23 protein-coding genes and 1 tRNA gene are annotated in these 20,843 nt (G+C 68.7%); 13 read left to right on the forward strand and 11 right to left on the reverse strand.

Annotation, left to right across the window (positions count from 1 at the left end; all coding sequences use genetic code 11):
• The first annotated feature begins 301 nt into the window (after nt 1-301).
• On the forward strand, nt 302-727 hold the full coding sequence (locus tag IJ15_RS0115535; protein WP_031939267.1) for an SRPBCC family protein: 426 nt from the start codon (nt 302-304) through the stop codon (nt 725-727).
• 66 nt (nt 728-793) lie between these two features.
• Here IJ15_RS0115535 and IJ15_RS0115540 read toward each other — a convergent pair whose 3' ends face one another.
• Together IJ15_RS0115540 and IJ15_RS0115545 are read right to left on the reverse strand one after the other, a co-directional pair.
• Nucleotides 794-2,050 (reverse strand): hypothetical protein, encoded by a 1,257-nt coding sequence (locus tag IJ15_RS0115540; protein ID WP_156112117.1) that lies wholly within the window; start codon nt 2,048-2,050, stop codon nt 794-796.
• A 101-nt stretch (nt 2,051-2,151) separates the two neighbouring features.
• Entirely contained in the window at nt 2,152-2,538 is a 387-nt protein-coding gene (locus tag IJ15_RS0115545; RefSeq protein WP_051918963.1) for a TraR/DksA family transcriptional regulator, read from the reverse strand.
• A 66-nt stretch (nt 2,539-2,604) separates the two neighbouring features.
• Here IJ15_RS0115545 and IJ15_RS0115550 point away from each other — a divergent pair, with 66 nt between their 5' ends.
• Entirely contained in the window at nt 2,605-3,135 is a 531-nt protein-coding gene (locus IJ15_RS0115550) for a Fur family transcriptional regulator (RefSeq protein WP_031939270.1), read from the forward strand.
• 20 nt (nt 3,136-3,155) lie between these two features.
• Nucleotides 3,156-4,622, forward strand: a complete 1,467-nt coding sequence (locus tag IJ15_RS0115555; protein ID WP_031939271.1) for a catalase — start codon at nt 3,156-3,158, stop codon at nt 4,620-4,622.
• Nucleotides 4,623-4,916: 294 nt separating this feature from the next.
• On the opposite strand, the gene IJ15_RS0115560 is transcribed toward IJ15_RS0115555, so the two are convergent.
• Complete coding sequence (locus IJ15_RS0115560; RefSeq protein ID WP_031939272.1) at nt 4,917-6,380, reverse strand: pyridoxal phosphate-dependent decarboxylase family protein; 1,464 nt, start codon at nt 6,378-6,380, stop codon at nt 4,917-4,919.
• Entirely contained in the window at nt 6,380-7,750 is a 1,371-nt protein-coding gene (locus IJ15_RS0115565; protein ID WP_031939273.1) for an MFS transporter, read from the reverse strand. The genes IJ15_RS0115560 and IJ15_RS0115565 overlap by 1 nt, the downstream gene beginning before the upstream one ends.
• A gap of 166 nt (nt 7,751-7,916) precedes the next feature.
• Here IJ15_RS0115565 and IJ15_RS0115570 point away from each other — a divergent pair, with 166 nt between their 5' ends.
• From IJ15_RS0115570 to IJ15_RS0115585, 4 genes are all read left to right on the forward strand, one after another.
• Nucleotides 7,917-8,732, forward strand: coding sequence for a metal-dependent hydrolase (locus IJ15_RS0115570; protein WP_031939274.1), 816 nt, complete (start codon nt 7,917-7,919; stop codon nt 8,730-8,732).
• A 196-nt stretch (nt 8,733-8,928) separates the two neighbouring features.
• The gene (locus tag IJ15_RS0115575) at nt 8,929-10,683 is read left to right on the forward strand and encodes a cholesterol oxidase substrate-binding domain-containing protein (protein ID WP_031939275.1); all 1,755 of its coding nucleotides are present in this window, start codon (nt 8,929-8,931) and stop codon (nt 10,681-10,683) included.
• Nucleotides 10,684-10,888: 205 nt separating this feature from the next.
• Complete coding sequence (locus tag IJ15_RS0115580) at nt 10,889-12,649, forward strand: cholesterol oxidase substrate-binding domain-containing protein (RefSeq protein WP_051918966.1); 1,761 nt, start codon at nt 10,889-10,891, stop codon at nt 12,647-12,649.
• A 48-nt stretch (nt 12,650-12,697) separates the two neighbouring features.
• The gene (locus IJ15_RS0115585) at nt 12,698-13,240 is read left to right on the forward strand and encodes a MepB family protein (RefSeq protein ID WP_081880760.1); all 543 of its coding nucleotides are present in this window, start codon (nt 12,698-12,700) and stop codon (nt 13,238-13,240) included.
• On the opposite strand, the gene IJ15_RS0115590 is transcribed toward IJ15_RS0115585, so the two are convergent.
• Nucleotides 13,237-13,941: a TetR/AcrR family transcriptional regulator gene (locus IJ15_RS0115590; RefSeq protein ID WP_231569550.1), complete on the reverse strand. Its 705-nt coding sequence runs from the start codon at nt 13,939-13,941 to the stop codon at nt 13,237-13,239. The two genes, IJ15_RS0115585 and IJ15_RS0115590, sit on opposite strands and share 4 nt — an antisense overlap.
• Here IJ15_RS0115590 and IJ15_RS0115595 point away from each other — a divergent pair.
• Nucleotides 13,940-14,347, forward strand: a complete 408-nt coding sequence (locus IJ15_RS0115595; protein WP_031939279.1) for a RidA family protein — start codon at nt 13,940-13,942, stop codon at nt 14,345-14,347. The genes IJ15_RS0115590 and IJ15_RS0115595 overlap by 2 nt on opposite strands.
• A gap of 180 nt (nt 14,348-14,527) precedes the next feature.
• Here the strand turns inward: IJ15_RS0115595 and IJ15_RS0115600 are convergent, their stop codons facing one another.
• Together IJ15_RS0115600 and IJ15_RS0115605 are read right to left on the reverse strand one after the other, a co-directional pair.
• The gene (locus IJ15_RS0115600; RefSeq protein WP_031939280.1) at nt 14,528-14,815 is read right to left on the reverse strand and encodes a tetratricopeptide repeat protein; all 288 of its coding nucleotides are present in this window, start codon (nt 14,813-14,815) and stop codon (nt 14,528-14,530) included.
• A 64-nt stretch (nt 14,816-14,879) separates the two neighbouring features.
• Nucleotides 14,880-15,920 carry an ABC transporter substrate-binding protein gene (locus IJ15_RS0115605; RefSeq protein ID WP_031939281.1) on the reverse strand — a complete coding sequence of 347 codons (1,041 nt, stop codon included), beginning with the start codon at nt 15,918-15,920 and terminating at the stop codon, nt 14,880-14,882.
• Between the two features lie 158 nt (nt 15,921-16,078).
• Here IJ15_RS0115605 and IJ15_RS26075 point away from each other — a divergent pair, with 158 nt between their 5' ends.
• The 3 genes from IJ15_RS26075 to IJ15_RS0115620 are packed head-to-tail and all read left to right on the forward strand — an operon-like array spanning nt 16,079 to nt 17,321.
• A complete protein-coding gene (locus IJ15_RS26075; protein WP_156112118.1) occupies nt 16,079-16,471 on the forward strand; it encodes a hypothetical protein in 393 nt (130 codons plus the stop codon).
• Between the two features lie 2 nt (nt 16,472-16,473).
• Entirely contained in the window at nt 16,474-16,737 is a 264-nt protein-coding gene (locus tag IJ15_RS0115615) for an XRE family transcriptional regulator (protein ID WP_231569551.1), read from the forward strand.
• Complete coding sequence (locus IJ15_RS0115620) at nt 16,725-17,321, forward strand: TetR/AcrR family transcriptional regulator (RefSeq protein WP_031939284.1); 597 nt, start codon at nt 16,725-16,727, stop codon at nt 17,319-17,321. The genes IJ15_RS0115615 and IJ15_RS0115620 overlap by 13 nt, the downstream gene beginning before the upstream one ends.
• Nucleotides 17,322-17,424: 103 nt before the next feature.
• On the opposite strand, the gene IJ15_RS0115625 is transcribed toward IJ15_RS0115620, so the two are convergent.
• Nucleotides 17,425-17,498, reverse strand: a tRNA-Pro gene (locus IJ15_RS0115625).
• A 54-nt stretch (nt 17,499-17,552) separates the two neighbouring features.
• Nucleotides 17,553-18,533, reverse strand: coding sequence for a metallophosphoesterase (locus IJ15_RS0115630; protein WP_031939285.1), 981 nt, complete (start codon nt 18,531-18,533; stop codon nt 17,553-17,555).
• Nucleotides 18,534-18,597: 64 nt separating this feature from the next.
• Between IJ15_RS0115630 and IJ15_RS0115635 the strand changes: the two genes are divergently transcribed.
• Complete coding sequence (locus tag IJ15_RS0115635; protein WP_031939286.1) at nt 18,598-19,074, forward strand: GatB/YqeY domain-containing protein; 477 nt, start codon at nt 18,598-18,600, stop codon at nt 19,072-19,074.
• Nucleotides 19,075-19,182: 108 nt separating this feature from the next.
• Nucleotides 19,183-19,968: a hypothetical protein gene (locus IJ15_RS0115640; RefSeq protein WP_031939287.1), complete on the forward strand. Its 786-nt coding sequence runs from the start codon at nt 19,183-19,185 to the stop codon at nt 19,966-19,968.
• A 9-nt stretch (nt 19,969-19,977) separates the two neighbouring features.
• On the opposite strand, the gene IJ15_RS0115645 is transcribed toward IJ15_RS0115640, so the two are convergent.
• Together IJ15_RS0115645 and IJ15_RS26445 are read right to left on the reverse strand one after the other, a co-directional pair.
• Nucleotides 19,978-20,619: a DUF2231 domain-containing protein gene (locus IJ15_RS0115645; RefSeq protein ID WP_031939288.1), complete on the reverse strand. Its 642-nt coding sequence runs from the start codon at nt 20,617-20,619 to the stop codon at nt 19,978-19,980.
• A 58-nt stretch (nt 20,620-20,677) separates the two neighbouring features.
• Nucleotides 20,678-20,833, reverse strand: a complete 156-nt coding sequence (locus IJ15_RS26445) for a DUF6131 family protein (protein WP_197059840.1) — start codon at nt 20,831-20,833, stop codon at nt 20,678-20,680.
• Nucleotides 20,834-20,843: the final 10 nt, after the last annotated feature.

The raw sequence follows: 20,843 nt of genomic DNA on the forward strand, positions 1-20,843 counted from the left end.
CCCGGTGTCCCCATGAGGTCAACCTATCCCTCGTCGGTCTCACGGCGGAGTCTTTTTACTACATTGCGTAGTAGTGGGGCGCCGGCGACCGGCTCGCACACCGGGTGCCAGTACGTGCCACAACGGCAGATCGTGTCATCCTGCTACTGTGCGCCAGGACACATTCAGGGGTGGCTGGCGGAACGCCTCCGGTACGGGTCGGCCGAGTGGCCGCGCTGTCGGTGCGGCGCCTGGATGTCGACCGAAATGCTTGATTATCAAGAACATCGGAAGAAACTCGAAGGTAGAAACGGAGACACGCATGACCCGGTCACTCGTACGCAGCATCGTCGTCGCGGCCGACGCGGACAGCGTCTGGTCCCACATCGGCGACTTCGACGGCCTGGGCGCCTGGCATCCCAGCGTCCCGCCGTCCGAAATCGAGGGCGACCCGACGCATGTCGGCTCGATTCGTACCTTCTCGGTCGACGGCCGCGTCGTCGCGCGGGAGGAACTCGTCGCCCGCGATCCCGCGGCCCGCAGCTACAGCTACGAGGTGCTCGACCCGATGCTGCCGATCCGCGACTACGTCGCCACCCTCGCGGTGACCCCGCAGGGCGACAAGTCCGAGATCCTCTGGAGCGCACGGTACGAATCCGAGGACGACGCGGTCGCCACCGTGGAACAGATCTTCGGCGACGGCGTCTACGTCGCGGGCCTGCAAGCGGTGCAGGCGCGCTTCGCCTGACCTGCCCCGGCCATCAGCTGAAGGGTCCCTTCACGCGCTGACAGCGCATGAAGGGACCCTTCAGCTCTACTCGGGGTCCGGGGCGGCGGCGGGAATCGGCATGCAGAGGAACGGGACGAGGGCCCGGTTCGCCGGATCGGCGTAGGGGTCGGGTTGGATCCAGTGGACGCGGCCGCGGGTGCGGGTGTCGAGGTTCACCGATTCGCGTGTGCCGCTGGGGGATTGTGCGGTGAGCCCGCCGTGGGCGATCCATTCCGTGCCGCCGGCGCCACGGGCGATGTCGGCGCGGGTGGCGGCGGCACGTACCCGTGCGACGGTGGTGGGATCGTCGACCGGGATCAGTCGGCGCGCGTCGTCGAGCACGCGGACGGGATGGGGTGGTGGGTCGACGCGCACCGTCCCGTACCGGCGGTCGTGTCGCATGTGCGGCTCGGTCGTGTCGAGTAGATACAGGTGTCCGTCGTCGACGACGCTGCGCCCGCCCTCGGTGCACAGGCGCTCGACGGTCACCGACCCATCCGCGCCCAGATCGCAGCGGAACACGTCGTGCTCGGACGTGATCCAGCAGCCGTTCGCGTCGGCGTGGACGGCGCGGGTCCAGTGGTCACGCGGCCGCTCGGCGGTCATCGGCAGCAGGTATTCGACCACCCGCGGCGGTATGGCCGCGGTATCGGCATGCAGCAGAACGGGATCGGCTCGGTCCATCACCCACACGTCGGTCCCGGAGATCGACACCGCACCCGCCACGAACTCGGAATCGGTTGCGGGGACGTCGTCGAGGTCCAGGTCGACGAGTACGCCCGTCAAGACGTACGGGTCGTCCTCCGATGCGGGCTCCTGGCTCGACCAGAAGATGCGCGGCGTCGCCTCGACGTCGGTCAGGCGCTCGCTGCCGTGGACGAGGCGGGTGCCGGTCGGTGTCCGTTCCCGTCGGTGGCTCACTACGCGCACCCGCCGTACACGTCCGCGCACCGGCAGGGGATCGCCGGATCCCATATCGAAATCGGCGAAGAGGGCCCCGTGGACCTCGACCCGGCTGGTGGTCGGCCGATCCGCGTACCACTTCGCGGCCCAGCCGTCACCGGACAACTCGTGCAGCCAGTGCAGGCCGCTCTCCGGATCGCCTCCGGGCATGTGTCCGTACGCCGGACGCGCGGTGGCGCGGAAGGTCTGCGCATACGACGCGGGTGGGGTCTCCGCCTCGCCGAACGTGAGGTGCGTTTCGACGAGGTCGCCCACTGCCGGCGGGGCGAGGGAACGGTCGTCGAGGATCCAGCCGGGAACGAACATGGTGAGCGTGCGATGGGCCGATGCGGTTGTCATCGAAAGAACCCCGCGCACTCGGAAGACCGACGGGCGACGCCGTCGGGCGCGGGGCTACCTTGCGTGCGAGCGTAGCGGAACGGTGGTCTCTCCGAAACCCGTCACGGGCGGCGGCCCGAGCAGTCGATGCACGTCGTGGCGGCGGGGAGTGCGTCCAGGCGTGCCTCGGCGATCGGTGTCCCGCAGTGCACGCAGACTCCGTAGGCGCCGTCCTCGAGGCGCTGCGCCGCCTCCGCCAGGTCGTCCAGATCTCGTCGAGCCTCCGCGAGCAGCGCCGAGACCTGGGCCCGCTCGAAGGCGATGGTCGACCCTTCTGGGTCGTGCTCGTCGTCGTCCGTCGTGAACTCGGACCCCTCCACTATTCCGGTGAACCGCGCGGTGAGCGCCGCGATCCGGCGCTGGGTGTCGGCGCGTTCCCGGTCGATCCGGGCGCGGTGCCGGACAGCACTCGCTTCGGCGTCCGATTCCGGGGTGGTGTCGTCCTTCATGGGAGCCCATCTATCTGGATCTCATCGTTCTTTTGACTTATTCCAGAAAAGTGGCATGCTGGAGCCATGCAACAAGGAGAGCACGACTTCGACCCCCGCGCCCGGCTACGGGACGCGGGTCTGCGGGTCACGGCTCCACGCGTTGCGGTCCTGAACACCGTTGCCGCCAATCCGCATTCGGGTGCGGACGAGATCGCCACCGAGGTGCGCCGTCAGCTCGGGGCGGTCTCGACCCAGGCGATCTACGACGTGCTCGGGGCCTGCGTCCGGGTGGGGTTGCTGCGCCGGATCGAGCCTGCGGGCTCGCCGGCGCGGTACGAGACCCGCACCGCGGACAACCATCACCACCTGGTGTGCCGCTCGTGCGGCACGGTCGTCGACGTCGACTGCGTCGTCGGCCACGCTCCCTGCCTGGAGCCCTCGAGCAGCCACGGCTTCGAGATCGACGAGGCCGAGGTCGTGTTCTGGGGTTTGTGTCCCGATTGCCGAGACGATTCGGCGAAAACCGGGGCGCAGGCCGTTACCAGCTCACAGAATCAAGACGATGTGCCCGGATCGGGTGGGTCGATCACTTCGAAGACAGCCACAGCCCAGTAGTGCCAAGGAGGCTTCGCAAAATGACGTCCGCACAATCACGTCCGACGACGAACAACTTCGGAATCCCCGTTGCCAGTGACGACGAGTCGCTCACCGCGGGGACGCAGGGCCCGATTCTTCTGCACGACCACTACCTGATCGAGAAGCTCGCGCAGTTCAACCGCGAGCGGGTGCCGGAGCGGATCGTGCACGCCAAGGGCGGTGGCGCGTTCGGCGAACTGGTCATCACCGGCGACGTCAGCAAGTACACCAAGGCGAAGTTCCTGCAGCCCGGCAAGAAGACCGAGTCGCTGGTGCGCTTCTCCACCGTCGCCGGCGAGCAGGGCAGCCCCGACACCTGGCGCGACCCGCGCGGTTTCGCGATGAAGTTCTACACCGAGGAAGGCAACTACGACCTCGTCGGCAACAACACGCCGATCTTCTTCATCAAGGACCCCATCAAGTTCCCCGACTTCATCCGCTCGCAGAAGCGGCTCCCGGGCTCGGGCCTGCGCGACCACGACATGCAGTGGGACTTCTGGACGCTGCGTCCGGAGACCGCGCACCAGGTGACGTGGCTGATGGGTGACCGCGGCATCCCGAAGACGTGGCGTCACATGGACGGTTTCGGCTCGCACACCTACCAGTGGGTGAACGCGGCCGGTGAGCGCTTCTGGGTCAAGTACCACTTCAAGACCGACCAGGGCATCGAGTTCCTCACCCAGTCCGAGGCCGACACCCTCGCCGGCACCGACCCGGACTACCACCGCGCCGATCTGTACGACGCGATCGACCGCGGCGAGTTCCCGAGCTGGACCATGAAGGTTCAGGTCATGCCGGTCGCGGAGGCGGAGGGCTACCGCTTCAACCCGTTCGACCTGACGAAGGTGTGGTCGCAGAAGGACTACCCGCTCATCGAGGTCGGCAAGTGGACGCTCAACCGCAATCCGGAGAACTTCTTCGCGCAGATCGAGCAGGCGTCGTTCGAGCCGTCGAACGTGGTGCCCGGCATCGGGTTCAGCCCCGACAAGATGCTGCTGGGCCGCGTCTTCTCGTACGCCGACGCCCACCGCTACCGCATCGGCACCAACTACGCCGATCTGCCGGTGAACGCGCCGAAGTGCCCCGTGAACTCCTACTCCAAGGAGGGCGCGATGCGGTACAGCTTCAACTCCGCCGACACCCCGGTGTACGCGCCCAACTCGTACGGCGGTCCGCACGCGGATCCGTCGGCCGCCGGCGACGAGGGCCTGTGGGCGTTCGACGGCGAGGCGGTGCGAGCCGGGTACATCCAGCACCCGGAGGACGGCGACTTCACGCAGGCCGGAACCCTGGTCCGCGAGGTGCTCGACGACGCAGCCCGCGAGCGTCTGGTGAGCAACATCGTCGGCCACGCGCTCGGCGGTGTCAGTGAGCCCGTGCTGCAGCGGGTGTTCGAGTACTGGAAGAACGTGGACGCCGAACTCGGCAAGAAGGTCGAGGTAGGCGTGCGCGCCGGCCAGAAGTAGCCCGACGCACCCGATGGGCCCGTTCCGGACAATTCCGGAACGGGCCCATCGGCATTGGCGAACCTGCCGGCGTCACCGACTCGTCAGGGGAGCAGGCCCCACCAGTAGATGACCGTTGCTGCCAGCCATAGAAGCACCGTGTCCATAACCGCCTCCCAAGCACTCGAGGACTGCCTTCATCATGCCCCTCGGCGTCGGGTCTGAACAAACACGGCAAAGCCGTACACGCGTGGGCCGTCGGGCGACACCCCGCTGGTGCTCGGCCTGCCGTGCGCGACGCTGTGCGGGTGACGGTCACGGCTCGAGGAACCGTGCCAGGAACTCGATCAGCAGTCGTTGGGCGACCGCCGCCGGCAACGCCTCGATCAGGGCGAGGACGTCCGCCTGGGGGCCCGTCAGCCCGGCCTTCGGGTCGAGTCCGGCGAGCCCGAGGACGGCGGCGCTGACCTCGCTGGTGAGGTCGGCGGGATCGATCTGTGCGGCGGCCGCGACCAGGTCGGCGGGGGCCTGCGCGCCCGGGACCCCGCGGGTGTGGTCCGCCGCCTTCTCCAGCGCCGCGATCAGGTCGTCGACGACCCGTTCGGTCACCGGCGTGATCGTCAGGTGCGTGGTGCGCGGCAGCACGGTGCCGTCCGACTGGGTGTGCTGGGGCTGCGGTTGCAGCGCCCACCCGTCGTTGCTCGCGGCGTCGGACCAGCGGTGCGGGTCGACGCGGCGCTCCGGGGGTACCGCACCGTCCGCCGCGATCGCCAGCAGTGGGCCGACGGGATCGCCGACGACCCGCAACCCCTCGATGCCCGCGACCGCGTCACGGATCCGAGCGGTCGCCCGCGCGATCGGCCCGACCAGTTCCGCGAACCCCTCCTCGCCGAGGGCCTGCGTCACCGCCCAACCGGCCGCGATCGGCATGACGCTGCGCGAGCCCAGCAGCGTCGGATTGACCACCGAGTAGCCGGGCCACGACGTGGTGGCGAACCAGTGCGCGCGGTGCCGGTCCCGGTCGCGGTAGAGCAGCAGAGACACCCCCTTGGGGGCGTACCCGTACTTGTGCAGGTCCACCGACAGGCTGGCCACTCCCGGCACCGTCAGGTCCCACGGCGGCGTCGGTCCCGGCCACCACGGCAGCACCCAGCCGCCGATGCAGCCGTCCACGTGCAGCGGGACGTCCTGGGCTGCACACAGTTCGGCGATCTGCGCGACGGGATCGAGGGCTCCGTGCGCATACGACGGCGTGCTCGCGACGACCAGTGCCACGTCGGGCGACAGGGCCGCCGCGACATCCTCGGGACGCAGGCGCGCGGTGACGGGATCCACCGGCAGCACCTCGAGTCGCAGATCCAGGTGCTGGGCCGCCTTGTGGAAGGCCGCGTGCGCCGTCGCGCCGATCAGCAGCGTCGGACGATGCTCGGCCCCGGTTCGCCGTCGCCACGTGTCCCGCGCGGATTTCACCGCGAGCATGCAACTTTCGGTGCCACCGCTCGTGACGGAGCCGACGACGTCGGGATCGCCGCCCGCGAGCACACGGCGGCCCAGGTCGACGAGATCACGCTCCATCGCCGCGATCGACGGAAACGTGGTGGGGTCCAGACCGTTCAGTGACTGCACCCGCAGCGCCGCGGCCCCCGCCAGGTCCGCGAGTTCGGCGACACCCGGGTCGTACACGTACGACAGCAGGCGCCCGCCCGACGTCGGGGCGTCGGCTGCGCGGAGGGCGTCGAGGCGTGCGAGGACGTCGGCGGGATCGTGGCGGAACTGCATCAGTGGCTTCCGTTCTGGGAGTTGGTGGTCTCGGCGGCGAGGCGGTACCGCGCGAGCGCGACGATGCTCAGTGCGGTGAGGATCGCCGGGGCCGCCGAGATCGCCAGCGCGATACCGTCGATCGCGGTCTGGGACTGCGTCACCTGCGTGTCACCGGTGGACGAGACGAAGCCGGTGAGCGCGAGGATCGCGAGCACGAGAGCAGGACCGAGAGCCAGGCCGATGGTCTCGACGGCCGTCCACACCCCGCTGAACGCTCCGGCGCGAACGGTGCCGCCCTCGCGCCGCTCGTGGTCGCTGATGACGTCGGGCAGCATCGACATGCCCAGCATCTGCATGCCCGCGTAGCCGACGCCGGCCACCGCGACCACCGCGTACACCCACCACCCGGTACCCACCAGCAGGCTCAGCAGTGCGACGTTCGCGGCGAGGAACAGGCTCGACGCCAGCAGGTAGGCGCGTCGCTTGCCCCATGCCCGGACCGAGCGCGACCACAACGGCATCACCGCGACGGCCGGACCGACCAGCGCGGCGAACAGGATCGACACCGACCGCTCGTTGCCGAGTACGTAGGTGGCGGCGTACTGCGCGGCAGCCAGCATCGTGCCTGTCGCGAAGGCCTGCAGGGCCGACGCCGTCAGCAGCATCCGGAACGGACGGCTGGACCGGACGACACGCAACGACGCCGCGAACGACGTGTCCTCACCGAGCGACGGTTCCGACACGGGTCGGCGCGGGGCTACGCGGGACGCCGCGAACATGCCCAGTCCCAGCAACGCGCCGGCGACGACGCCCATCACGAGATAGCCCCAGCGGCCGCCGCCGCCCAGTTCACGCAGTTCCGGTCCGCCCGCCCCGAAGAGGAGGATCGCGATGCCGAGAACCGCGACACGCCACGCCATCAGGCGTGCCCGCTCGTGGTAGTCGTCGGTGAGTTCGGCGGGCATCGCGATGTACGGAACCTGGAACATGCTGAACGCCATCGCGGACGCGATGAACGCGATCGCGACCCACACCGCACCGCCCGCGGCACCGACACCGTTGGGCACCGCGAAGGTGAGGGCGAAGAATATCGGCAGCAGCACGGCGCCGACAGTGAGGAACCGCCGTCGGCTCCCGGTCCGCCGGGCCCAGGAGTCGCTCCACGAGCCGATCGCCGGATTGAGCACCACGTCCAGTGCCTTCGGCGCGAACACCACGAAGGTGGCCACGGCCGCGGCGACCCCCAGCGTGTCGGTCAGGTAGTAGGCGAGCACCAGCCCCGGCAGGGTGGAGAAGCCGCCGGTTCCGACCGAGCCCAGCGCGTAGCCCCGAATGGTGGCGGCGCTGAGCCGGCCCGGCACGGTGGACGAGACATTCGTGGCCGTCATGCGCGTCAATCTAGGCCAGCCCCGGGCCGATGGTGGGCCGGTCGCGGTCGCCGGAGCGGCGTGTCGGAGGTCGTTGCTAGCGTTCCCGGCAAGGGGTCCGAGGCTGCCGCCTCGGGCCCCTTCGCTGTCGGTGACCTGCTGTACTGCTCGAAAGGTGCTGTATCCCATGGTTATGGGTGCTACCCATGCAATGTCCGGTGCCGTCGTCGGCCTCGCCGTCGCGGACCTGCTCCCGACCGACTGGGGTGGACCCACGTCCACCGCGGAGACCTTTGCGTTCGCGGGCGTGTGCGCCGGGGCCGCGCTGCTGCCGGACCTGGACACCAACCAGTCCACCGTCGCGCGGTCGTTCGGTCCGATCAGCAGAACCCTCGCCGCGGGCGTCGACGCCCTGTCCGTCGGGGTGTACCGGGTGACGAAGGGGCGCAAGGACCCCAACCGGCGCGGTGGGCACCGCACCCTCACCCACACCGCCCTGTTCGCGGTGGGTCTGGGCATGGGGATATCGGCGTTGGTCGGACAGTTCGGCCGGCCCGCCATCATCGTCACGTTGTTCTTCACGCTCGGGTTGGCACTGCGTGGCCTGGTGGGGGACTGGGCGCGGGACAAGGGATGGCTCGTCGTCACCGGCGTGGCGGCGTTCCTGTCGATCCTGACGTGGCAGTTCTTCCCGGACCAGGTGGGGTCGACCGGACTCGGCGTCGCGGTCGCCCTCGGCTGCGCCACGCACTGCCTCGGCGACATGATCACCAAGGAGGGGGTGCCGTTCCTCGCACCGTTCGTGCCGTGGCGGGGGCGGAGATGGTGGGAGTTGCGATTGCCGTCGTTCCTCGCGATCCGCGCGGGCGGTGGTTTCGAGAAGGCCGTGCTGGGCCCGGCGCTGACGATCCTGGCCGTCGGTCTCGCGGTCTGGTCGGTCGACGGGGCGCCCGAGGCGATCACCGATGCGTTGCGGACGTCGGTGCAGATGACCGAGAAGTAGCGGCACCCACCCATGTTCCCCGCAGCCGGAATTAGGGAACCACTGGCATCGGAACGCGATTTGTTCTAGTTTGACTCGAGATCGTGCGCGGCGGAGTCGGCGGAGTCGGCGGTGCCGTCACCCCGACGAGTGGATCGGAGCCGAACCGGTGAGTGTGGACGATGATGCGAAGGCTGCGGATCGATCGCGTAACGACATGTCGCGCAGAGGGTTCCTCGGCAGGGCCGCCGGGGCGGCGGCAGGTGCCGCCGCGCTGACGGGCATGGGTTGGTCCCCGGCGTTCGCACTACCGGCAGCGGGCTCGACCGGTTCCGGTGGCGGCCCGGTGTCGCCCCTGCCGGTACCGCCCGCGTTCCCTCAGGACATTCCGCTGGCCCAGCAGGGCTACGTCAACTGGGCGAAGGACATCCGCTTCGACGCCGTCTGGACCGCGACCGCGCGCACCCCCGACGACGTGGTCCGGATCGCGAACTGGGCCAAGGACAACGGCTATCGCGTCCGTGCGAAGGGCACCATGCACGGCTGGAGTCCGCTCACCGTCGTGCCCGGCGAGAACATCGAGAAGATGCTGCTGGTCGACACGATGACGCACCTGAATGCGGTGAGCGTCGACCCGAACGGCACGCCGGCCACGGTGACCGCCGGTGGCGGTGCGAGCCTCGAGGCGATCCTGACCGCACTGCAACAGCAGGGTCTCGGGTGGGCGAACTCGCCGGCGATCGGTGACCTCTCCATCGCCGGGGTCCTCGCGATCGGCGCGCACGGCGCTACCTACCCGGCGGCGGGGGAGACGGTCACCCCCGGTCAGTCGTTCGGATCGCTGTCGAATCTCGTGACCGCGATGACGGCCGTGGTGTGGGACGGCGCCACCGACCGGTTCGTGCTGCAGGACTTCACTCGCGCCGATCCCGAGATCACCGCGCTGCTCACCCATCTGGGCCGCAGCTTCGTCATCTCGGTGACGCTCCAGGCCGGCGCCAACGCCCGCCTGCGCTGCCAGAGCATCATGGACATCCCGTGGCAGGAAATGTTCGCGCCCACCGGATCCCCCGGCCGGACGTACGAACGATTCGTCGAGCAGTCGGGCCGCGTCGAGGCGATCTGGTTCCCGTTCACCGACAAGCCGTGGCTCAAGATCTGGAGCCCGACGCCGGTGAAGCCGGCGGAATCCCGGGAAGTGTTCGGGCCCTACAACTACTTCTTCACCGACAACCTCCCCGAGCCGCTCACCGACCTGCTGGGCCAGGTGGCGGGCGGTATCCAGGGTGCCACGCCGGCATTCGGCGTCGGACAGTTGGCGGCGGTGCAGGCCGGACTCGCGCTCACCGACACCGACGACCTCTGGGGCTGGTCCAAGGACGTGCTGTTCTACCTGCGGCACACCACGATGCGGGTCACCGCGGGCGGTGGTGTCGTCGTCACGAAGCGGTCGAACATTCAGCGGGTGATCAACGAGTTCACGACGTGGCACAACGGACGCATGTCCGAACTGGCCGCGCAGGGCCAGTATCCGATCAACGGGCCCTTCGAGGTCCGCATGTGCAAGGTCGACGACGACGCCGAGGTGCTCGTCGAATCGGCCGGCCCGCCGAACCTGTCCGCGGTGCGCCCGCGCCCCGACCATCCCGAGTGGGACACCTGCATCTGGATGAACGTCGTGACCCTGCCCGGCACCCACGGGGCTGCGGAGTACTTCCGCGAGATGGAACGCTGGATGGCGCAGCACTATTCGGGCGACTACGCGACGTTCCGCTCCGAGTGGGCCAAGGGTTGGGGCTTCACCGACCAGGGCGGCTACCGCGATCCCGAGTGGCTCGACCAGACCCTCCCGGCCACCTACACCACCGGGATCCCGGCGTCGGGCAACTTCGCGGCGGCGAAGGCGTCCCTCAACGCGCACGACCCGCACCGCGTCTTCGCCAACAGCTTCCACGACCGTTTCCTGCCGTAGTCCGCTGTCGCGCAGAACAACTGAAGAACGGGCATGCCGACGTCCACCACGGACGTCGGCATGCCCCACGTTGTCGGCAGGGCGCGGGCCGGCTCCCGAGTGTCCACGAAACGGCATTTCCGAATCCACCGGCATCGAAATGCTCCGTGGGCTACGTTGACTGCCGGGCGGGAACCGTCCTGCCGCTTGTTTGATTCCCGTCGACATGATCGGAGCTCGATTCGTGGAACCACGCGATAACAGACTGTCCCGCAGGGGATTTCTCGCCGCGACGGCCGGCGCCGCCGCACTGGCCGCGACCGGATGGACCCCCGCTCTCGCCCTGCCGGCGGGGGATCCGCGGGTCACCATCGCGTTGCCGCCGGCCTTCCCTCAGGACATCCCGCTGTCGCAGCAGGGCTACGTCAACTGGGCCAAGGACATCACCTTCGACGCCGTCTGGACCGCGACGGCGCGCACCCCCGACGACGTGGTCCGGATCGCGAACTGGGCCAAGGACAACGGCTATCGCGTCCGTGCGAAGGGCACCATGCACGGCTGGAGTCCGCTCACCGTCGTGCCCGGCGAGAACATCGAGAAGATGCTGCTGGTCGACACGATGACGCACCTGAATGCGGTGAGCGTCGACCCGAACGGCACGCCGGCCACGGTGACCGCCGGTGGCGGTGCGAGCCTCGAGGCGATCCTGACCGCACTGCAACAGCAGGGTCTCGGGTGGGCGAACTCGCCGGCGATCGGTGACCTCTCGATCGCCGGGGTCCTCGCGATCGGCGCGCACGGCGCTACCTACCCGGCGGCGGGGGAGACGGTCACCCCCGGTCAGTCGTTCGGATCGTTGTCGAATCTCGTGACCGCGATGACGGCCGTGGTGTGGGACGGCGCCACCGACCGGTTCGTGCTGCGTGAGTTCACCCGGGCGGATCCCGAGATCACCGCACTGCTCACCCATCTGGGCCGCAGCTTCGTCACCTCGGTGACGCTCCAGGCCGGCGCCGACACCCGGTTGCGGTGCCAGAGCTTCCTCGACATTCCCGCACGGGAGATGTTCGGGACGCCGGGATCGCGGGGCCGCACCTACGAGAGTTTCGTCGAGCAGTCGGGCCGCGTCGAGGCGATCTGGTTCCCGTTCACCGAGCACCCGTGGCTGAAGGTGTGGACCCCGACACCGGTGAAGCCGTCCCAGTCTCGGGAGGTGACCGGGCCCTACAACTACTCGTTCTCCGACACCATCCCCGAATCGATCACCAAGCTGCTCGGAAAGGGTGCGGCGGGATTGGGGGTCGGGACGCCGGGATTCGGGATCGCACAGTTGACGGCCGTCTCCGCGGGCCTGGCGGCCACCGACACCGACGACCTGTGGGGCTGGTCGAAGGACCTGCTCTTCTACCTCCGTGCCTCGACCTTGCGAGTGACCGCCGGCGGTGGCGTCGTCGTCACCAAGCGCTCCAACATTCAGCGCGTGATCAACGAGTTCACGACGTGGCACCGCAAGCGCATGAGCGACCTGGCCTGGCGCGGCAAGTATCCGATCAACGGGCCCTTCGAAGTCCGCATGTGCAAGATCGACGATCAGGCGGAAGTGCTGGTCGAGTCGGCCGGCCCGCCGAATCTGTCCGCGGTGCGTCCGCGCCCCGACCATCCCGAGTGGGACACCTGCATCTGGATGAACGTCGTGACGCTGCCCGGCACGCCCGGGGCTGCGGAGTACTTCCGCGAGATGGAACGTTGGATGGCGCAGCACTATTCGGGTGACTACGCGACGTTCCGCTCGGAGTGGGCCAAGGGTTGGGGATTCGACCGTCAGGGAGGCCACCGCGATCCCGAGTGGCTCGGGCAGACCCTGCCCGCCGCCTACACGACCGGAATCCCGGCCTCGGGGAACTGGGAGGCGGCGCGGGCGTCCCTCAACGCGCACGACCCGCACCGCGTCTTCGCCAACAGCTTCCACGACCGACTGCTGCCGTAGCGGGGCGTCCGGTAGCTTCGGGCGGGGGAAAATTCGCTTGGAGTTGTCGTGGTTTCTGATGCCGTCCACCCGGACGTCGCGCATGTGATCGGTCTCGTCGACGGTCTCGGCTGGAGGTGCTCACCCGCCCTGGCCGAGCCCGACAACGCCGACTACGGGGCGGCGGTGTCCGATGTCGGCCGAACGGCGATCCGGTTCCGGGTCGGCAAGCTCACCCCGACGAAGGTGGGGCTGTTCGTCTCCGTGTGGCGTCGCGCTGTCGGCGGGTCGACCGAACCGTTCCCGGCGGAGGATGGCGTGGGCGGCCTGGTCGTCACGGCCCGGGAGGGGGAGCGCTTCGGGGCGTTCGCCTTCCCGGCCGGCGTTCTCGCGAGCCGCGGCATCGTGTCGGTCGACGGTGTCGGCGGCAAGCGTGGATTTCGGGTGTATCCACTCTGGTCGGCCACGAGCAATCCACAGGCGAAGCGGTCCCAGGCCTGGCAGTGCGACTGGTTCCTCGACCTGAGCGACGAAGATGCCGTCGATCTGCAGCGGGCCGGTCGGTTCCTCGAGGTGATCGAGAAGCCCGGCGCGGGTTCGAGCAACCGCTAGACGTCGCCGACATCGAGTCGGTGCGCGCCCCATCCGTCCGCTACGGAACGCGCGCACTGCGCAGGTTCGTCGCCCGCGTCGATCAACAGCGCGGTCAACATCGTCGCGCCGTAGTCGAGCACATCCCCTGAGAGAGGTCCGGTCGCAACCAACGAGGTCAGCCCATGGCCGATGATCCAACACTGGGTCGCGAGGTCGGACGCAACGACCGCATCGGACAAACGTCCGGCGAGCTTTGCTCGTTCCACAGCACGTACGAGATACCTCAAGGTTTCATCTGCGGCCAGGGGATCCGCGAGTTCGATGGTGTCGTCGAACATGACGCGATAGAGGTCAGGATTCGCCAGCGCATTGGATACGTAGGCGGAACCCAGGGCAACCAAGTCCCGAACGGGATCGTCGGAGACCTGGGACTCCTCGAGAATTGCCGCCAGGCGTGTGAATCCTTCCTGTCGTACCGCCATCCACAGGCCGTCCATGCCGCCGAAGTACGTGTAGACGGCCATCGTGGATACGCCGGTCCCGGCAACGAGAGCGCGAATCGTGATCGGCTCCCGACCGCGGAGCATCCGGGCCGCTCGCTCCACCAACAGTTCCCGGACCGCTGGATCCTTCGCTCTAACCACGACGAAACCATATATAACGCTGCTATGTTTTCTCGTGACCGCCCGCCCGATCCGGACAGAGACGAGAGCTGACATGCCAGTTACCTTGATCAACCCGGAGGGCCTGCCGAAGCCTGACGCCTACCGGCAACTGTCAATCTCGACGGGCTCGCGGATCGTTTTCCTCGCAGGACAGGTCGCTCGTGATGCGGACGGAAGGCCGGTCGGTGAGGGCGACTTCGCCGCACAGGTCGAGCAGGCGTACCTCAACATCGGAACGGCCCTAACCGAGATCGGCGGGTCGTTCGCCGACGTGGCGAAGCTGACCATCTACGTTGTCGACTGGACCCCGGACAAGATGCCACTTCTGGGTGAGGGGGTGACTCGGGCGGCCGAGAAGATGGGGATCGATCCGGTCAAGCCGATCACTCTCCTGGGAGTCGCGTCCCTGGGGGAACCGGATCTCATGGTCGAGGTCGAAGCGACCGCAGTACTTCCCTAGCCTGCCGGATTCGGCGTCGCAGGGAGCTTCTCGGAAGGAAGGCGGACCGGCGGCTCGGTCGCCTCACGGCGAAAGGCGCAACGCAGCTCCAGCCGAACGGAACTCTGCGGAGGCGGTGAAATTGAGCCCGGGGGACACGGAGCCGCCGATCCGAACCATTCAACCACGACCCTGCCGAGGTTATTCCGGGGCCATCCCAAGGAGGTCCCGGGCCCGTTCCAGCTCCATGTCGAGCAGGTCGTCGACATCGAGTTCCGGGGCTTCCCGCAGTGCGGACTCTAGGAGCGCGGTCGCCTTGTCTGCCCGTCCCAGCTGGTGCAGAAGGTCGCCGTAGACGACGAGCGCGCGTATCCGGACCACGCCGGGCTGGGAGCGCTCGAGCAGCTCACGCAGCGTGACCTCCGCCTTCTCGACCCGACCGTGGTCGAGCTGGAGCAGGGCCTTCTGCAGGGTCAGCGACTCGTCCATGCGGCCACGATAACCGCGAGGCCCGGCACCGAATCGGTGCCGGGCCTCGCCGCGGGTCGGAGGTCTACTGCTTGCCGCCGAGCAGGTTGTCCAGGTCGTCGAGCACGATCATCGCGCCCGTCGGGCCCAGCGCCAGGAACCACGTCTCGTCGGACACCGGCACGGCCTGGCCGTTCTTCACCGCGCTCATGCTCGACCACAGCGGGCCGCCCAGCACCTGGCCCTCGGCGGTGGTGTCGGGCTTGCCGTACGTGGAGTAGAAGATCCAGTCGCCGTCGGCCTGCGTGATGGTCTCGGGGCTGACCTCGACGGCCAGTTCCTCGATGTTCTGGATGTCGGGGCGACGCAGTCCGACGTCCTGCAGGATCACGCCGATGAACGACAGGTTGCCGTACAGACGGGTCTTGCCGGACATGAAGCGCACCAGCGAGATCGACGGATCGCCCTGGATGCTGTCGCGGACCTCGTCGGCGCGGGTCTGGTAGTCGTTGAGCACCGACTCGGCCTTCGTCTCCTCGCCGACCGCGTCGGCTACGAGCAGGAAGTTCTCTTTCCACGGGAAGCCGGGACGGATGCTGAACACCGTCGGCGCGATCTCCGCCAGACGCGGGTACGTCTTGTCGGCACGCAGCTTGCTGCCCAGGATCAGATCGGGCTGCAGCGCGACGATGGCCTCGAGGTTGAGGTTGTTGGTGGTGCCCACGTCGGGGACGCCCGCCAGCTTGTCCGCCAGGTACGACGGCTGCCCTGCGGCGCCCTCGGGGCTCGCGATGCCGACCGGCGTGATGCCGAGCGACAGGACGTCGTCGAGCTCGCCGCCGTCGAGCACGACGACGCGCTCCGGCTTCTTCTCGATGACGGTCTCGCCCAGAGCATGCGTGACGGTGCGCGGGAACTGACCGGGCTGCGCGTCGCTGCCGAGTGCGGCGGTCGCGGTGTCGGCGGTGGCGAACAGGCGGCCACCGGTTGCGACGTCGGTGTTGCCGGCCGGGGCGTCGGTGGCGCCGTCGGAGGAGCCGCACGCGGTGGCGGCGAACACGGTCGCGAGGGCGACCATCGCGACGCGGACGGAGGTCCGCTTACGCAGAGACGATCGTATGAACATTAGGTCAGGCTAGCCTGCAGATTCGGCCGGTTCGATGGCGGGGCCACCCGGGCGGGTGCCGGGATTCGAAGTCCCCGTCGAGTGCTAATTTTTGTGACGACGTGTCGTCATAAAAGGAGACTGCTGTGGAACCATCGAGGTCAACCCCTGTCCCGTCCATGACCTACGACCCGCTCACGGCGGGCCGGCGGGCGGCCACCGTGGGAATGGGAGTGTCGGCGCTGGTCGCCGCAGCGGTCGGTGCCGCGCAACTCGTCGTCGCCGGTTCGGTGTCGATCACCTCGGAGACGCTGTCGATGCTCGGCTACACCGCCCAGTTCGCGGTGCTGACCCTGCTGGCGCTCGTGCTCGTCGCCCGCCCGGCAGGGCACGTGGTCGGATGGTCGACGGCACTGTTCGCGGCGACGATGTTCATGCCGGTGTTGCACAAGCACAGCGCCGGCATCCCACTGGTCGGTGCGACCTATGTGGCGAACATGTTGCTCGTGACCGTCCTCGCGCTCGCCGTGGTGAGGGCCGCGTCCGCTCGGCTGCGCGGAGCGGAGCTCTGACCGTGCAACCGCCGCGGCGGGGAGTCGCCGCCGCGGTGCGCGGAGAGTCGGCCCGACTGGTCGCGGCGGAGATGGACCGATTGTCGCGGCGGGCGCAGTTGACGGAGCGCGAACAGGCCGAGGTGGCCGAGACGCTGAGCAGGCTGTCGTCCCTGCTGGTGCTCGAGCCTCTGGCCGAGTGGCAGGGTGATCCTCGGGTGGTGGCCGAACTGTTCGGCCTGCCGCCGAGTCGAGCACCGCGAGAGGACAACGCATGCCCAAGCTGACCGGGGGCGCCACGCTGGCCGAACACAAGGCCGCCACCCGAGAGGCGATGCTCGACGCCTTCGCCGTCGAACTGCACGAGAAGGCATGGCAGGACCTGAAACTGCAGTCGATCGCCGAGAAGGCGGGCGTCGCGCGCACCGCGGTCTACAACTACTTCCCCGACAAGACCGCCCTGCTGCTGGCGTGGTCGGAGCGGGAGATGACGCGCTTCATCGCATTGGCGCACCGCGAACTGGGCGACCGCACCGACCCGGTCGATCGATTGCAGGTGCTGATCAAGCTGGTGCTCATCGAGTTCTCCCTGCAGCGAGTGGCCGGCGCGTCCGTCGCTGCGGTCCTACCTCCCGAGGATCGCGCAGAGTTCTTCGCGCACATCGCCCCGCTCGCCGAACTGGTGGAACAACTGCTGCAGGACGGAATGGATGCCGGCGCATTCGCCGTCGCCGACCCGGCCGCAACCGGACAACTGGTGATGGCGTGCCTGGAGTCGCAGCGGCCCGCGCTGATCGCCGGGGACCGCACGGACGCCGCCGTCGCCCGCACCCTGCCGTTCGTCCTGCGTGCGCTCAGCGCCACCGCCTGATGTGAGCCGTCGGCGCGACGAGCTGTGACTTGCACCGTCGGAGGCAGGCAAAGAAAAAGACCCGGTCCGAGTGAATCGGACCGGGTCTTTCTGTTCTTCACTGTCGGGGTGGCGGGATTTGAACCCACGACCTCTTCGTCCCGAACGAAGCGCGCTACCAAGCTGCGCCACACCCCGTGTTGAACCTCGGTTAGCTTACATGACCGATTCGTCAGGGGTTAAATCGCCTGGTCAACGCCCCAAAACGGCACTTTCCACGGCGGCTGATCCGCGTGCTTCCGTCGTCGTGTCACGCGGTGCGGGGACGAGGGTGAGCAGTGTCGCCTCGGGGCGGCAGCAGAACCGGGCCGGCGCGTACGGTGACGTGCCGACGCCCGCCGACACGTGCAGCTGGGTGTGCGCACCCCAGCGCGACGGACCCTTGACCCGGGACCGGTCCAGCTGGCAGTTGGTGACCAGGGCGCCGTAGAACGGCAGGCACAACTGGCCGCCGTGCGTGTGCCCGGCGAGGACCAGGTCGTAGCCGTCGTCGGCGAAGCGATCCAGCACGCGCGGCTCCGGGGAGTGCGTGATGCCGAGCTTGAGGTGGGCGAGGGGGTTCGGCGGGCCCGCGATGGTGTCGTACCGGTCGCGCTTGAGGTGCGGGTCATCGACACCGGCCGCGGCGATCCGCACGCCCCCGACCTCGAGTTCGCGATGCACGTGGGTGGCGTCCAGCCAGCCACGCTCGGTGAACGCCGCCCGCAGATCGGCCCACGGCAACGGATCCCCGAGCACCCGCCGGTGCTCCTTCTTGAAGTACTTGAACGGGTTCTTCGGCTTGGGCGCGAAGTAGTCGTTGCTGCCGAAGACGAACAGGCCCGGGCGGGCCAGTAGGCCGCCCATCGACTGCACCACGGCCGGCACCGACTTCTGGTGCGAGAGGTTGTCGCCGGTGTTGACCACCAGATCCGGCTCGAGCCGATCGAGCTCCCGCAACCAGTTCTGCTTGAGCTTCTGGTTCGGCATCATGTGCAGATCGCTGATGTGCAGCACCCGCAGCGTCGACGATCCCGGCGCCAGGACCGGCATCGTCGCCTCTCTCAGTGCGAACGCGTTGCGCTCGATCAGGGAGGCGTAACCGACGCCCAGCGCGGCGGCGCCGGCGGTGGCCAGCGCGGCCCGGTTCAGGGTGCTGCGGTTCGGGAAGTGGCGAGAGGGGTCAGACACCATTTCAGAATACGGGTGTGCGCAATGAAGGTGCAGGACACCGCGTCGGGCGCGTACCGTTCGGCGCATGGCCGATTCCGCACCCACGCTCAAGTCCAGGCTCCGTACCGACCTCACCGCCGCGATGAAGGCCAAGGATCCGCTGCGCCTGTCCACGCTGCGGATGCTCCTGGCCGCGGTACAGACGGAGGAGACGTCCGGTAAGGAGGCCCGCGAACTCACCGACGACGAGGTCGTCAAGGTGCTGGCCAAGGAATCGAAGAAGCGCGGCGAGGCCGCCGAGGTCTACACCGAGGCCGGCCGTGGCGAGCTGGCCGCCAACGAGCGCGCCGAGGCCCAGGTCATCGACGAGTACCTGCCCACCCCGCTCACCGATGCCGAACTCGCCGACGTCGCCGACACCGCGATCGCGCAGGTCGCCGAGGAGATCGGCGAGCGCCCCGGCATGCGGCAGATGGGACAGGTCATGAAGGCTGCCACCGCGCTCGCCGCCGGCAAGGCCGACGGATCCCGCGTCTCCAAGGCCGTCAAGGACCGCCTGTAGGCGTCGACGGATCCCCGTTCGGTCGTTTCTGTCCGTAACGACCGAATCCCCGTGCAAGATCAACTCCATGTCGAGGGCTGCAAAGCCCTCCACCGGGAGGAGATCGGCATGGGGTGGATCGGTTCGAGGACGGCACGTTCGCTCGCGGTGGCGTTCGGGGTGGCCGCCGCCGTCGCGGTGGCCACACCGGCGACCGCGTCGGCCACCGTGGTTCCCGGTGAGCTGGTCCAGATCGACTGGCTCGCCACCAACGGCGGCACCAAGGGCATCTCCGAGTTCGCGTTCCCGCTGACGATCGACGAGATCGGCGTGACCGGTCCGGGGCAACCCCTCTCGGTCGGACAGCACTTCCGATACCAGAACTGGCAGACCGGCTACATCGGACTCGAGATCGAACGTCCGACCGCCGACGGCCCCCTCGTCGCCCGCACCGTCCTCAGCTACTTCGGCCCCGATGTGCAGCAGGCCGGATGCGGCCCCATCTTTCCCGGCACCGGCGGGATGACCTGTCGCGGTGAGATCTTCGACTTCGCACTCGGCAGGACCTACACGATGCGGGTCGAACAGACTGGATCGAACTACTGGCACGCCTACGCCGAGGACGGCACCGTCCAGCGGTCGATCGGTGGCGTGTCGATCAAGAACGAACTGCGCCGGATGATGCCGTTCGGGCACCAGTCGGTCGGGTACTACGGCCCGGCGGGATCGTGCGCGGAGGTTCCGTACGCCCGCGTCCGGCTCGGCACGCCGATGGCATATTCGACGCCGGTCGACCACACGGGCGCACCGGTCCTCGTCGCGCCGCGCCGGCCGAACCTCACGTGCTTCGGCGGCATCGTCAACGACGCCGTCGCCGTGCCGGGGGGTGTCGCGGTGACCGTCGGCCGCGGGTAGCCCCGCCGGTCACGGATGCTCGCGCCGGTGCAGTCCGATGTGCGCCAGATGGCCGTTCGTGGATTCCGGTTCGACACTGGCGTCGACCTCGGCGAGAACCGGGTCGAACGCCGGGCCGTCGTTGGCCGGGGTCATCGCCAAGCCGGCGCCCTGCCCGAAGACGAGGTGCCCGCCGAGCGCGCCGCCCGCACCGACCGCGCCGAGAGCGGCCACGGAAAGTCCCATCGCCAGCGCGTCGGACGCGGCGGGATCGTGCCGGCGACGACGGAACGACGCCAGCATCAACGTGATCCCGACCGCGTTGGCCCCGGCATGAAGCAGTCCGACCCGACGCTGCCGGACATCGCGTTCGCTCCAGTCCGCCCAACCGCTCGCCAGGGCCGGGGGAAGAGCGAGCAACCCGACACCGATGAGGCGGCGCGCGCTCCGGTGGTCACGCAGCACCGTGTCGAAGATCAGCGAACTGGTCCAGGCCCCGATCGGAATCGCGACCAGCCCGGGATGCAGTGGATGCCCGAGCCAGTCGCCCCGTAATCGGTCGCCGACCGGCGTGCGACCCAGCCCGTCCTGCAGTCGGTGCTGCAGCGCGGCGCTGACACCGTCGAGGAACGACGCGGACTCGGCCTTGTTGTACAGATGACGAAGGTTCATCCCGCCCGGCTACCCGGGAAGCGGGACCGGCAAACCCGGGACCTTGGGGAGCGGTCGGTCAGTACCAGTAGCGCCGACCGCCGACGGCACGCCCGGTCGCCCCCAGAATCGCCAGGATCACGCCGACCACCAGCAGGACGATCCCGATGGTCCACAGGATCGAGATGCCTGTCAGGAAGCCGATCAGCAGCAGAATCAAGCCGAGAACGATCATGGCGGAACCT

Origin of the sequence: Prescottella defluvii (assembly GCF_000738775.1) — a bacterium.
Taxonomy (GTDB): Bacteria; Actinomycetota; Actinomycetes; order Mycobacteriales; family Mycobacteriaceae; genus Prescottella; species Prescottella defluvii.